We start from the raw sequence: 13,678 nt of genomic DNA, 5'->3' as shown, positions 1-13,678 counted from the left end.
GGTGCGGCCGATGTCCTCGGCCTGGGTCACCAGGAAGTTGTGCTTGGTGATCGGCATCGTGATGCCGGCGATGTCGGCCTCCTGGAAGCCGTCGGCTGGAGGGCTACCGCATCTGGCTGGTCGTCGCCGGGGTGGCCGCCGTCCTGCTCGCCGGAGCCACCGCCCGCCTGTGCGCCCGACACGCCGCGGCACCGCGTCCCCGCGCCGCACGGCCCCCCGGGAATGCCGCCGCGGACCCCGGGGCCGGGTAGGATTCGCGCGCTTACCGAATCCGAAATCCTCTAGGAGAAACTGTCGTGTCCGAGCGCACTCTTGTCCTGGTCAAGCCCGACGGCGTTCGCCGCGGCGTCGTCGGCGAGGTCATCTCCCGGATCGAGCGCAAGGGCCTGAAGCTCGTCGCGCTGGAACTGCGCACCCTCGCCCGCGAGACCGCCGAGGCGCACTACGAGGAGCACAGCAGCAAGCCGTTCTTCGGCGAACTGGTCGACTTCATCACCGGCGGCCCCCTCGTCGCCATGGTCGTGGAGGGCCCGCGCGCCATCGAGGCGTTCCGCTCACTCGCCGGCGCCACCGACCCGGTCAGCGCCACCCCCGGCACCATCCGCGGCGACTTCGCCCTGGAGATCGGCGAGAACATCGTCCACGGCTCCGACTCTCCCGACTCCGCCGCGCGCGAGATCAAGCTCTTCTTCCCCGAGGTGTAGTGGTGCGCTAGCTGTACTGCCCAGGGGGGCGACCCCCTGGAACCCCCGTTGCGAGCCGGGCTGTGTTCGCCCAGGGGGGCGACCCCCTGGAACCCCCGTTGCGAGCCGGGCGATCCTCACGCCACGGTGCTGGTTTCCGTGCCCGTGCGGGTTGTCGTCGTGGCGCTCCGGTCGCCCGGCTCGGCGGGTCGGGCGACCTCCAGGCGCCCAGAGCGCCTTCCGGCCGCCCGACCCGCGCCCCGGCTCAGGTCGACTCCGAGAGCGTCACGACGTGCACGTCCAAGAGCGCTGGGCGCGGAGGGTTCGTTCCAGGTTGGAGTACGAGCTACGGCCCTGCCCTCTGCTGAGGGTGGGTTGAAGCGGGCTTGGATGTTCCTCATCCGAAAAGCGGTCGGAGGGGGCCGGTCGTCGCTCGTCCCAGAATCGGCTTGTGGGCGAGTAAGGGCTGGCCCCGCGGCATCTCGGGCGCCTTCATGCGCCGGTAGATCCACGGCCCGGGGTTCGGCTTTTCTGCCGCCGCGCGAGCGGTGCTTCCAGACGAATCGAACCGTGTTGCGGCGTGGGGCTGTGTCGGGCCGGGGAAGACCCCCTAAGATCCTCGGATACCCGGTGGCGCCGGGTCTGCCGTGGGCGCCGCGCGTCTTTGGCCGACCGGCCGCCGGGTCAGTCCGCCGGGTTCTCTTTATGGAAAACCGGGCTGGTCAGGACGCGTTTTTTTCGCGACGCGCGGCGCGGGGGTGACTGCCCGCGGAGGTACGCGCACGTTACGATGGACGCGCCGCTATACACGCCCGTCAATCATGAAGGGCTCCCTTTCTTCATGGGTAACAAGCTGTCGTTTCTTGGCCGTGACATGGCGGTCGATCTCGGTACCGCCAACACCCTGGTGTACGTGCGCGGGCGTGGCATCGTCCTGAACGAACCCTCCGTGGTCGCGATCAATACCAATACCGGGAAGATCGTCGCGGTGGGCATCGAGGCGAAGCGGATGATCGGCCGCACACCGGGCAACATCGTCGCGGTCCGTCCGCTGAAGGACGGCGTCATCGCCGACTTCGACGTCACCGAACGGATGCTGCGCTACTTCATCCAGAAGGTGCACAAGCGCCGGCACTTCGCCAAGCCGCGGATCGTCGTGGCCGTGCCGAGCGGGATCACCGGGGTGGAGCAGCGCGCGGTGAAGGAGGCCGGCTACCAGGCCGGCGCCCGCCGCGTCTACATCATCGAGGAGCCGATGGCCGCCGCGATCGGCGCCGGGCTCCCCGTCTACGAGCCGACCGGCAACATGGTCGTCGACATCGGCGGCGGCACCACCGAGGTCGCGATCATCTCGCTCGGCGGGATCGTCACCAGCCAGTCGGTGCGCGTCGGCGGTGACGAGCTCGACCAGGCCGTGATCTCTTTCTCCAAGAAGGAGTACTCCCTGATGCTCGGGGAACGCACCGCGGAGGAGATCAAGATGGCGATCGGGTCGGCCTATCCCGGCGGCGACGACGAGCCGCACGCCGAGATCCGGGGCCGCGACCTCGTCAGCGGGCTGCCGAAGACCGTCGTGATCTCCGCCGAGGAGGTCAGGAGGGCGATCGAGGAACCGGTCAACGCCGTGGTGGACGCGGTGAAGACCACCCTCGACAAGTGCCCGCCCGAGCTCTCCGGCGACATCATGGACCGCGGCATCGCGCTCACCGGCGGCGGCGCTCTTCTGAAGAACCTCGACGAACGGCTCCGCGAGGAGACCGGGATGCCCATCCATCTGGTGGACAACCCGCTCGACTCGGTGGTGCTCGGCACGGGCAAGTGCGTCGAGGACTTCGAGTCGCTCAGGCAGGTGCTCGTGCCGGAGCCGCGGCACTGATTCGGACATGGCCGGCCAGGGGACGCCAGGGGGCGTTCCCCGGGCGAGCCGATTCGGACATAGTCCGCCGAGGGGGACGCGGGGGCGTCCCCCCCTCGTGAGGCACTGGGCTCCCGGCGGACCAGGGAACGGGAGGTCGGTGCGTGAAGGACACCCGGCGCACCCGCGTGGTCCTCGGCGCGTTGCTGGTCGTGGCGCTCGCGATGATCACCATTGACTACCGCGGCGGGCAGGACTCGCCGCTGAGCGGCCTGCGCGGCCTCGGCGCGACGGTGTTCGGCCCCGTGGAGCGGGCGTCGGCGTCCGTCGTCCGGCCGGTCGGCAACACCTTCGACGCCATCACCGACGCGCCCGGCGAGCGGCGCCGGGCCGACCGGCTCGTGCGGCAGAACCAGCGGCTGCGCGAGCAGCTGCGCTCCAGCCGCCTCGACCAGGACCGGTCCGCGCAGCTGCGCAGGCTGCTCGGCACCGCGGGAATGGGCGGCTACAAGATCCACGCCGCGCAGGTGATCTCGGCGGGGCAGGGCTTCGAGGACACCGTCACCATCGACGTCGGCAGCAGCAGCGGCATCCGGCCCGACATGACCGTGATGAGCGCCGACGGCCTCGTCGGCCGCGTCACCCGCGTCGGGCCCGCGACCGCCACCGTCCTGCTCGCCACCGACCAGACGTCCTCCATCGGCTCCCGGCTGGAGGAGTCCAAGGAGATCGGCATCACTCAGGGCCGGGGCCGCCGCGGGCTCGGCCGGGGCGGCGCGACGCCGCTGCGGTTCCAGCTGCTCGACGCCGCCGCCCCGATCCGGGTCGGCCAGCGGATCGTCACGCTCGGGTCGCAGGGGCAGAAGCCGTACGTCCCGGGCGTCCCGATCGGCGTGGTCGAGCGGATCGAGCGCTCCACCAGCGGGCTGACCCGCACCGCCTACGTCCGGCCGTTCGTGCGGTTCACCAGCCTGGACGTCGTCGCCGTCGTGGTCGCCCCGCCGAAGACCGACCCGCGGGACGCGGTGCTGCCGCCCAAGCCCCCGCCGCCCCCGACCGCGACGCCGACCGCGACGCCGTCGGCGAGCAAGAGCCCGAAGGCGAAGCCGCGCCATTCCAAGAGCCCGTCCACGAATCCGACCCGGGGGGACTGACGTGCTGAACCCGCCCGAGGCGTCGCCGGCCGGCCGCGCCGCGGTGACCGCCGTGGTGATCGTCGTGACGCTGATCCTGCAGGTGTCGGTGGCGAACCGGCTGCCGCTGCCCGGCGGCGTCCAGCCCGACCTGGTGCTGCTCGCCGTCGTCGCGCTCGCGCTCGTCGCGGGCTCCATGACCGGGATGGTGGCCGGGTTCCTCGCGGGCCTCGCCGCCGACATCATCCCGCCCGCCGACCACACCCTCGGCCGGTACGCGCTCGTCTACTGCCTCATCGGGTACCTGTGCGGCGTCGCGTCCGCCGAGATGGACCGCCAGTCCGCGGTGCCGTTCCTCGCCGTCGCCGCCGGCGCGCTCGCCGGGACCGTGGTGTACGCGGGCACCGGCATGATCCTCGGCGACCCGCGCGCCGAGTGGGCGACCGTGTCCAGCATGGTGCCGCTGCAGGTGCTGTACGACGTCATCGCGAGCCCGTTCGTGGTGTGGGCGGTGCTGCGCGTCACCCGCCGTTACGAACGCGGGGAGCGCGCCCGCGGCGACCGCCTGGCCGTGCCCGCCGCCCGCTACCGCGCGATGTCGGGGCGGAGCGGGACCCTGTGAACCCGAGGACCCACTTCCGCCTCGTCGTCCTGTACGTGCTCGTCGCCGCGCTGCTGCTCGTCCTGATCGGGCGGATGTGGGCGCTCCAGGTCCTGGAGGGCGCGCACTACCGGGCGGTCGCCGCGGAGAACCGCACCCGCGACATCGTCGTCCCCGCCACCCGCGGCATGATCCTGGACGACCGCGGCAGGCCGCTCGTGCGCAACCGCAGCGCCCTCGTCGTGTCGGTCGACCGCACCACGCTGTCGCGGCAGAAGGACGGCGGCCAGACCATCCTGAAGCGGCTGGCCGCCGTGCTCGGGACGTCCCAGGAGGAGATGACCAAGCGGATCCGGCTGTGCGGGCCCGGCATCAAGCGGCCGTGCTGGCCGGGCTCCCCCTACCAGCCGATCCCCGTCGAGGACCACGTCGACCCCAAGCGCGCCCTGCAGATCATGGAGCGGCAGGAGGACTTCCCCGGCATCACCGCGCAGGTCCAGGCCGTCCGCGACTACCCGCAGCCGGAGGGCGCGCGCCCCGCGCAGCTGCTCGGCTACCTCCAGCCCGTCACGCAGGAGGAGCTCGACAAGCGCAAGGGCCTCAAGGTCACCGGTTACAGCGGCGTCGATCTCGTCGGGCGCGACGGCCTCGAAGCGCAGTACGACTCGGCGCTCAGCGGCGAGCCCGGGTTCCGCAAGGTCCTGGTCGACAGCCAGGGCCGCGTCACCGGCACCGCGCAGGAGCAGCCCCCGACGGCCGGCGGCAACCTCGTCACCAGCATCGACGCCGGCGTGCAGGGCGCGGCGGAGAAGGCGCTCAAGAACGCGATCGACGGCGCCCGCAAGCAGGGCCGCCCCGCCGACGCCGGGGCCGCGGTCGTGATGGACGTGCGCACCGGCCGGATGATCGCGATGGCGAGCTACCCGACCTACGACCCCGGCATCTGGACCGGCGGCATCTCCCAGGACGAGTACGACGCGCTCCTCGGCAAGAAGCAGGGCGAGCCGCTGATCTCCCGGGTCACCCAGGGGCAGTTCGCGCCCGGCTCCACCTTCAAGATCTCCTCGGTGGCCGCCGCGGTGAAGGACGGCAACAGCCTGACCGGCACCTACGACTGCCCCGGCTCCTACAACGTCGGCAACCGCGCGTTCCGCAACTTCGAGGGCGAGGAGCTCGGGGCGATGTCGCTGCACACGGCGCTCGTCAAGTCCTGCGACACGATCTTCTACCGGTTCGCCTACCAGGAGTGGCAGCGCGACGGCGGGATGAAGCCGAAGAAGAACCCGTCGGACCCGATGGTGAAGATGGCCCGCGACTACGGGTTCGGGTCGCGCACCGGCGTCGACCTGCCCAGCGAGAGCGAGGGCCGCATCCCGGACCGCGGGTGGAAGAAGTCCTTCTGGGACGCCACCAAGGCCGCCAACTGCAAGGGCGCCAAGACGGGCTACCCGGAGGTCGCCAAGACCGACCCGGCCCGCGCCGCCTACCTGAAGGCCGTCGCTACGGAGAACTGCACCGAGGGCTACGTCTGGCGGCCCGGTGACGCGGCGAACTTCTCGGTCGGGCAGGGCGACGTCCTGGTGACGCCGCTGCAGCTCGTCCGCGCGTACGCGGCCATGGCGAACGGCGGGAAGCTGCTGACCCCGCGCCTCGGGGTCGCGGTCGTGCGCCCCGACGGCTCGATCGTCCGCCGGATCGACGCGCCGCCGCCGCGCCGGCTGCCCGTCGACGGCAAGGTGCTCAAGTACATCCGCGAGTCGCTCGCGGAGGTGACGAAGAGCGGCACCGCGTCCGGGGCGTTCACCGGCTTCGACTTCAAGCGCGTCGACGTCGGCGGCAAGACCGGTACCGCGGAGGTCTACGGCAAGCAGGACACGTCCTGGTTCGCCTCGTTCGGCCCGGTGGACAAGCCGCGCTTCGCGGTGGTCGCGATGGTCTCCCAGGGCGGGCAGGGCGCGCAGACGTCCGCGCCGGCCGTCCGGGAGATCTGGGAGGCCATGTACGGGACGAAGGACCGCAAGGCCATCCTCCAGGACGGGAGGCTCCCGTCCGAGCTGCCGCGGATGCCCGTCGAGGGGACCGCGCCATGATCACCGACTCCGGGGTCGGCAGCGTCGACGCCTACGCCGCGCACCGGTCGTGGACCAGCCGGCTCGCCGGTCTGCGCCGGCTCGACCTGCCGATGCTGCTGGCCGTGCTGGCGCTGTCGGCGGTGGGTGCGCTGCTGGTGCGCTCGGCCACCTTCCACCTGCTGACCGAGCAGGGCAAGGACCCCGAGGGCTTCCTCAAGCGGCACATCCTGAATCTGATCATCGGCTTCCTGCTCGGCGGCCTGGTCACCGTCCTCGACTACCGGCTCCTGCGCGCCTACGTCCCCATCCTGTACGGGCTGGCGTGCGTGGGGCTGCTGGCCGTGCTGACCCCGCTCGGCTCGACGATCAACGGCTCGCACTCGTGGATCGTGGTCGGCGGCGGGTTCCAGGTGCAGCCGTCGGAGTTCGCCAAGGTCGGGCTCGTGGTGCTGCTGGCGATGATCCTCGGAGAGCCGCGCGACGGGGAGATCGGCCCCGGCCGGCGGGACGTGCTGCTCGCGCTCGTGCTCGCCGGGGTGCCCGGCGTGCTGATCATGCTGCAGCCCGACCTCGGCACCACGCTGGTGTTCATCGCGGTCGTGCTCGGCATGCTGGCGATCTCCGGGGCCCAGAAGCGCTGGCTCGTCGGGCTGGTCGGCGGGGGCGTCGCCGCGGGCGCCGCCGTGTACTTCTTCGGGCTGCTGAAGGCCTACCAGATCGCCCGGTTCACCGCGTTCCTGAACCCCGAGGCCGACCCGCGCGGCGCCGGCTACAACGCCCAGCAGGCCCGCATCGCGATCGGGTCGGGCGGGGCGTTCGGCAAGGGCCTGTTCCACGGCGAGCAGACGGGCGGCCACTTCGTCCCGGAGCAGCAGACCGACTTCATCTTCACGGTGGCGGGGGAGGAGCTCGGCTTCGTCGGCGCGGCCGTGATCATCGCCCTGCTCGGCGTGGTGCTGTGGCGCGGGCTGCGCATCGCCACCCAGGCCGCCGACCTGTTCGGGACGCTCGTCGCCACCGGGGTCGTGTGCTGGCTGGGGTTCCAGACGTTCGAGAACGTCGGCATGACGATCGGGATCATGCCGATCACCGGGCTGCCGCTGCCGTTCGTGTCCTACGGCGGGTCGGCGACCTTCGCGAACATGATCGCCTTCGGCCTGCTGCAGGCCGTCCACGTGCGCCGCCGCCCGTTCGATTAGCGACCGGCGACCGCGTAGGCTGGACGTTCATCCCACGTCCCCTGCACGGAGGGTTCCGTCATGCCGGTCGAGTCGCTCTTCCCGCGCCTGGAGCCGCTGCTCCCGAGCGTGCAGAAGCCGATTCAGTACGTTGGCGGCGAGCTGAACTCCCAGCTCAAGGACTGGGACGAGGCCACCGTCCGATGGGCGCTGATGTACCCGGACGCCTACGAGGTGGGGCTCCCCAACCAGGGCGTCCAGATCCTCTACGAGATCCTCAACGAGCGCGACGGCGTGCTCGCCGAGCGGACGTACTCGGTGTGGCCCGACATGGAGGCCGTCATGCGGGAGCACGGCATCCCGCAGTTCACCGTCGACGCGCACCGGCCGGTCGCCGCCTTCGACGTGTTCGGCGTGTCGTTCTCCACCGAACTCGGCTACACCAACCTGCTCACGGCGCTCGACCTCGCGGGCATCCCGCTGGAGGCCGCCGACCGCACCGGCGACCACCCGATCGTGATCGCCGGCGGGCACGCCGCGTTCAACCCCGAGCCGATCGCCGACTTCGTCGACGCCGCCGTCCTCGGCGACGGCGAGGAGATCGCGCTCGCCATCACCGAGGTCGTCCGCGAGTGGAAGGCCGAGGGCGAGCCCGGCGGACGGGACGGGCTGCTGCTGCGCCTCGCCGCGTCCGGCGGCGTGTACGTCCCGCGCTTCTACGACGTGACCTACCTGCCCGACGGCCGCATCCAGCGGGTCGCGCCGAACCGTCCGGGCGTGCCGTGGCGGATCGAGAAGCACACCGTCATGGACCTCGACCAGTGGCCGTACCCGAAGAAGCCGCTGGTCCCGCTCGCCGAGACCGTGCACGAGCGGTTCAGCGTGGAGATCTTCCGCGGCTGCACCCGCGGCTGCCGGTTCTGCCAGGCCGGAATGATCACCCGCCCGGTGCGGGAGCGGTCGATCACCACGATCGGCGACATGGTGGAGCAGGGGCTCAAGGAGTCCGGCTTCCAGGAGGTCGGGCTGCTCAGCCTGTCCAGCGCCGACCACAGCGAGATCGGCGACGTCGCCAAGGGCCTCGCCGACCGCTACGAGGGCACCAACACCTCGCTGTCGCTGCCGTCCACGCGGGTCGACGCCTTCAACATCACGCTCGCCAACGAGTTCTCCCGCGGCGGCCGGCGCTCCGGCCTGACGTTCGCGCCGGAGGGCGGCTCCGAGCGGATGCGCAAGGTGATCAACAAGATGGTCAGCGAGGACGACCTGATCCGCACCGTCACCACCGCCTACGAGAACGGCTGGCGGCAGGTCAAGCTGTACTTCATGTGCGGCCTGCCCACCGAGGAGGACGAGGACGTCCTCGCCATCGCCGACATGGCCAGGCGGGTCATCCAGGCCGGCCGCGACGCGACGGGCCGCAGGGACATCCGCTGCACCGTGTCCATCGGCGGGTTCGTGCCGAAGCCGCACACCCCGTTCCAGTGGGCGGCGCAGTGCGACCACGAGACCGTCGACCGCCGCCTGCGCGCCCTCAAGGACGCCCTGCGCGGCGACAAGGAGTACGGGCGTGCCATCGGCCTGCGCTACCACGACGGCCAGCCGTCGATCGTCGAGGGCCTGCTGTCGCGGGGCGACCGGCGCGTCGGCAAGGTCATCCGCGCCGTCTGGGAGGACGGCGGCCGCTTCGACGGGTGGAGCGAGCACTTCTCCTACGAGCGCTGGACGGCCTGCGCCGAGAAGGCCCTGGCCGGGGAGCCCGTCGACCTCGCCTGGTACACCGTCCGGGAGCGCGACGAGGTCGAGGTGCTGCCCTGGGACCACCTCGACGCGGGGCTCGACCGCGAGTGGCTCTGGCAGGACTGGCAGGACGCCGTCGACGAGACCGAGGTCGAGGACTGCCGCTGGACGCCGTGCTACGACTGCGGCGTCTGCCCCACGATGGGCACCGAGATCCAGATCGGCCCGACCGGCCGGAAGTTGCTCCCGCTGAACGTGGTCTGACGGGATTCGACCGCGTCGTCCCTTGAGCTGCAAGGGTTCCGGGCTTACGGGGGCGGTGCCTGGCCGAACCGGGTCGCGGGCCCCGTACTCTATAGGGAGACCTGTATTTCGACTCGACACGAGTAGGAAGGACCAGAACCCTGGCACCCATGCCGGAGGGTCCGGCACCGGCCCCCGTGACCCAGCGCCTGCGCGTCCGCTACGCCAAGCGGGGCAGGCTGCGGTTCACGAGCCACCGCGACATTTCCCGGGCCGTGGAACGCGCCGTGCGGCGCGCCGGGATCCCCGTCGCGTTCAGCGCCGGATTCACCCCCCACCCGAAGATCTCGTATGCGGGTGCGGCGGCGACAGGGGTGGCCAGTGAGGCCGAATACCTCGAACTCGGGCTCACCGAGACCCGCGACCCTGCGCGGGTGCGAGCCGATCTCGACGCGGCCCTGCCTCCCGGACTCGACGTCCTGGACGTCGTGCCGGTAAGGGCGGGCCACGGCGACGCCCCGGTGAAGCCGGGCGCGTTCACCGATCGGCTCGAGGCGTCCGAATGGCGGATCCGGCTGGACGGTGTCGCCGAAGGCGACGCCGCCGCGGCCGTGGCCGCCTTCATGGCCGCCGAGAACATCGAGGTGGAACGCCTCACGAAGAAGGGACGGCGCCGTTTCGACGTGCGCGCCGCCGTGTCCGCCTGCGAGCTGGACCGGCGTGCCGCCGAGACGGCGGATGCCCCTTGTGCGATACTTCGAATGGTTGTTCGGCATTCCACACCCGCCGTTCGACCCGACGACATCCTCACCGGACTGCGCCAGGTCGCCGACCTCGCGCCGCCGTCACCGCCGCTGGTGACCAGGCTGGCGCAGGGGCCCCTCGACGCGGAAACCGGTGGCCTCGCGGATCCCCTGGATCCCGACCGGGAGACCGGCCTACCGCCCGGCGACGACGCCGGGACGGCCCGCGGCCTTGAGCGGCCGCGGTCCGGGGACGCCGCGAGCGTGGATGCCGTCAGCGCCTGACCGTGGGACCGAAGCCGTGGAGGCACGGAACCGGCCCCGCAGGGTACGGAAGGCGCACCCCCGACGACTTCGTCGTCATGGCCGGACGACCGTCCGGCGGTGACGGCACCGACTGACGAGGTGCTCTCGTGCGGCGCACCGCATCGTTCCGCCTCCGGCGGGACGGGCGGACGCGCCCGGGAGCCTGACGGGAGATTGCCCGGATGCTTGAGAACGAAGCCGATGCGGCCGCGGCCGAAGGCGCCGACGGGACCGTTGACGACGAGTCCGCGCGGACCGAGGGGACCGAGGGGGCGCAGAGCGCGAGCCCCAAGAAGGGGCGCACGGGCGTGACGTCGCGTCCGCGCCGCGCGAGCCGGCCCGCGGGCCCGCCGCCCGACGTGGAGGAGACCCCTGCCGCGACCCCCGCCGCGCAGCCGGAGGCGGCCTCCGCCGAGAAGCCCGCGCCCGCCGAGGAGGCCGCGGCGCCCGCCGAGACGCAGGAGCCGGCCGAGCCGCCGAAGCGGACCCGGACCCGCGCGCGAAAGACCACGAAGGCCGCCGCCGAGACGGCCGAGCCCGTCCCGATGACCGGCGCCGAGACCTCGCCCGAGGCCCCCGCCGAGCCGGCCGCCGAAGAGCCCGCAGAGCAGCCCGCCGAAGAGGCGCCGGCGCCCCGCACCAGGACCCGCCGCCGCCCCGCCAAGGCCGCCGCCGAGGTCCCGTCCGTGCCGCAGGTCCCGGCCGTCCCGGTCGCCGGGGAGGTGCCGACCCCCGAGCAGGTGTCGGAGACCGAGCCCGCGAGCGGCGTCGGCGTCCCCGGCGTGACGTTCCAGCCGCCGATGGTCGTCTTCCAGCCGCCGCAGCCCAAGGCCGAGGCGCCCGCCCGGCCGAAGGCCGCCGAGGCCGAGCCCGCCGTGCAGGACGCCGGCGAGGAGGACGAGGACCAGGACCACGGGCCCGCCGACGAGGACGACTCCGAGGACCGCCCGTCCCGCCGTCGCCGCCGCCGCGGCGGCCGCGGCCGCGGCCGGGGCGGCAAGGAGGGCGCCGAGGACGAGGGCGAGGAGACCGAGGGCGAGGCCGAGGCCGAGGAGCCCAGGGAAGAGCAGCCCGCCAAGCCCGCCAGGGCCGCCAAGGGCAAGGCGGCGAAGGGCGGCAAGGCTTCCAGGGCCAAGGACAAGGAGCAGGCCAAGGAGCCCAAGGCCGAGGAGCCCGAGCAGGGCGCCGCCGAGGGCGAGGAGGACGACGGGGAGGGCGGCACCAGCCGCCGCCGTCGCCGCCGCAGGCGCCGGTCCGGGGTCGACGGCGAGTCCGGCGGCTCCGACGACCCGCCGAACACCGTCGTGCATGTCCGCACGGCCCGCGAGGAGCGCGCCGCCGCCGAGGACGAGGTCCAGTCCGTGCGGGGCTCGACCCGCCTGGAGGCCAAGAAGCAGCGCCGCCGCGAGGGCCGCGAGCAGGGCCGCCGCCGCCCGCCGGTGATCACCGAGGCGGAGTTCCTGGCCCGCCGCGAGGCCGTCGAGCGGGTCATGGTGGTCCGGCAGGAGGGCGAGCGCACCCAGATCGCCGTCCTGGAGGACGACGTGCTCGTCGAGCACTACGTCAACCGCGCGACGCACCAGTCGTACGTCGGCAACGTCTACCTCGGCAAGGTCCAGAACGTCCTGCCGTCGATGGAGGCGGCGTTCGTCGACATCGGCAAGGGCCGCAACGCCGTGCTGTACGCGGGCGAGGTCAACTGGGACGCCTCCGGGCTGGAGGGCCAGCCCCGCCGCATCGAGTCGGCGCTGAAGTCGGGCCAGTCGGTGCTCGTCCAGGTCACCAAGGACCCGCTCGGCCACAAGGGCGCCCGGCTGACCAGCCAGGTCTCCCTGCCCGGCCGGTACCTGGTCTACGTGCCGGACGGCTCGATGACCGGCATCAGCCGCAAGCTGCCCGACAAGGAGCGCACCCGCCTCAAGTCGATCCTCAAGAAGGTCATGCCGGAGCAGGCGGGCGTGATCGTGCGGACCGCGGCGGAGGGTGCGACCGAGGAGGAGCTCGCCCGCGACGTCTCGCGCCTGGCCGCCCAGTGGGAGAGCATCCAGAAGAAGGTCAAGACGGCCTCCGCGCCGTCCCTGCTCTACGGCGAGCCCGACCTGACGATCCGGGTCGTCCGCGACATCTTCAACGAGGACTTCACCAAGCTGGTGGTGTCCGGGGCCGAGGCCTGGGACACCGTCTCCGACTACGTCCAGTACGTCGCCCCCCATCTCGCCGACCGCGTCGAGCGCTGGACCGGCGACCAGGACGCCCTGTCGGCGTTCCGCATCGACGAGCAGATCGCCAAGGCCATGGACCGCAAGGTCTGGCTGCCGTCCGGCGGCTCCCTGGTGATCGACCGCACCGAGGCGATGACGGTCATCGACGTCAACACCGGCAAGTTCACCGGGCAGGGCGGCAACCTGGAGGAGACCGTCACCCGCAACAACCTGGAGGCGGCCGAGGAGATCGTCCGCCAGCTCCGGCTCCGCGACATCGGCGGCATCATCGTCGTCGACTTCATCGACATGGTGCTGGAGAGCAACCGCGACCTGGTGCTGCGCCGCCTCGTGGAGTGCCTGTCGCGGGACCGTACCAAGCACCAGGTCGCCGAGGTCACCTCGCTCGGACTGGTGCAGATGACCCGCAAGCGGGTCGGCCAGGGGCTGCTGGAGGCGTTCTCGGAGACCTGCGAGTCCTGCAACGGCCGCGGCATCCACGTCCACCTGACGCCGGTCGAGCCGAAGGCGGAGAAGGCGGCCGGCAAGGAGTCCGGACGCCGCCGCAAGCGCAAGGGCGAGGTCGAGAAGGCCGTCGAGGAGAAACTGTCCCGGCACGAGGCCAAGCCCAAGGAGCCCGCGGAGGAGCCCGCCGCCGAGCCCGTGAGCCCGGCCGCCGAGACGGCGCCGGTCGTGGAGGCCGCGCCCGAGCCGGTCCGTTCGCGGCCGAAGAGGTCCCGGCCCGCCAAGCGCCCGGCCGGCCCGCCGCCCGAGATCGACGAGGCCCCGGCGCAGGCCGCCGTGGAGGCCGCCGAGGCCGCCGAGGATAGTCTGTCTGGCATCGCCCGTTGGCGGTCCCGAACACTGGCGACGTTTGTGCTGGTGCCCGCACCGAGGGCGGGAGTAGCACGGCGTTCCAGGCA

Annotated in this window: 10 protein-coding genes; 9 read left to right on the top strand and 1 reads right to left on the bottom strand. The window is 72.3% G+C overall.

What is annotated here, in order from left to right:
* Positions 1 to 192, bottom strand: a 192-nt coding sequence (locus ABWI04_RS38385) for a hypothetical protein (RefSeq protein ID WP_353835445.1), incomplete at its 3' end; no start/stop codon positions are given.
* 104 nt (positions 193 to 296) lie between these two features.
* Between ABWI04_RS38385 and ndk the strand changes: the two genes are divergently transcribed.
* The 9 genes from ndk to ABWI04_RS38340 form a co-directional block, all read left to right on the top strand.
* The gene (ndk, locus tag ABWI04_RS38380; protein WP_345180845.1) at positions 297 to 704 is read left to right on the top strand and encodes a nucleoside-diphosphate kinase; all 408 of its coding nucleotides are present in this window, start codon (positions 297 to 299) and stop codon (positions 702 to 704) included.
* Between the two features lie 820 nt (positions 705 to 1,524).
* Positions 1,525 to 2,559 (top strand): rod shape-determining protein, encoded by a 1,035-nt coding sequence (locus tag ABWI04_RS38375; protein ID WP_185026548.1) that lies wholly within the window; start codon positions 1,525 to 1,527, stop codon positions 2,557 to 2,559.
* A gap of 143 nt (positions 2,560 to 2,702) precedes the next feature.
* Entirely contained in the window at positions 2,703 to 3,692 is a 990-nt protein-coding gene (gene mreC, locus ABWI04_RS38370; protein WP_353835444.1) for a rod shape-determining protein MreC, read from the top strand.
* A gap of 1 nt (position 3,693) precedes the next feature.
* Positions 3,694 to 4,293, top strand: a complete 600-nt coding sequence (mreD, locus tag ABWI04_RS38365; protein ID WP_345180841.1) for a rod shape-determining protein MreD — start codon at positions 3,694 to 3,696, stop codon at positions 4,291 to 4,293.
* Positions 4,290 to 6,362 carry a penicillin-binding protein 2 gene (gene mrdA / locus ABWI04_RS38360; RefSeq protein ID WP_345180839.1) on the top strand — a complete coding sequence of 691 codons (2,073 nt, stop codon included), beginning with the start codon at positions 4,290 to 4,292 and terminating at the stop codon, positions 6,360 to 6,362. Before mreD ends, mrdA begins: the two co-directional genes overlap by 4 nt.
* The gene (gene rodA, locus ABWI04_RS38355) at positions 6,359 to 7,543 is read left to right on the top strand and encodes a rod shape-determining protein RodA (protein ID WP_345180836.1); all 1,185 of its coding nucleotides are present in this window, start codon (positions 6,359 to 6,361) and stop codon (positions 7,541 to 7,543) included. Before mrdA ends, rodA begins: the two co-directional genes overlap by 4 nt.
* A gap of 60 nt (positions 7,544 to 7,603) precedes the next feature.
* Positions 7,604 to 9,526, top strand: a complete 1,923-nt coding sequence (locus tag ABWI04_RS38350; RefSeq protein WP_345180834.1) for a TIGR03960 family B12-binding radical SAM protein — start codon at positions 7,604 to 7,606, stop codon at positions 9,524 to 9,526.
* Between the two features lie 149 nt (positions 9,527 to 9,675).
* Positions 9,676 to 10,533, top strand: coding sequence for a TIGR03936 family radical SAM-associated protein (locus ABWI04_RS38345; RefSeq protein WP_345180832.1), 858 nt, complete (start codon positions 9,676 to 9,678; stop codon positions 10,531 to 10,533).
* A 203-nt stretch (positions 10,534 to 10,736) separates the two neighbouring features.
* A partial coding sequence (locus ABWI04_RS38340; protein WP_353835443.1) for an Rne/Rng family ribonuclease occupies positions 10,737 to 13,678 on the top strand: 2,942 nt, incomplete at its 3' end.

It is taken from the genome of Actinomadura sp. NPDC000929, assembly GCF_040492065.1.
Taxonomy (GTDB): Bacteria; Actinomycetota; Actinomycetes; order Streptosporangiales; family Streptosporangiaceae; genus Spirillospora; species Spirillospora verrucosospora.
Note: the sequence above shows the minus strand (reverse complement) of the source record. Positions and strands in the feature narration are given on the sequence as shown.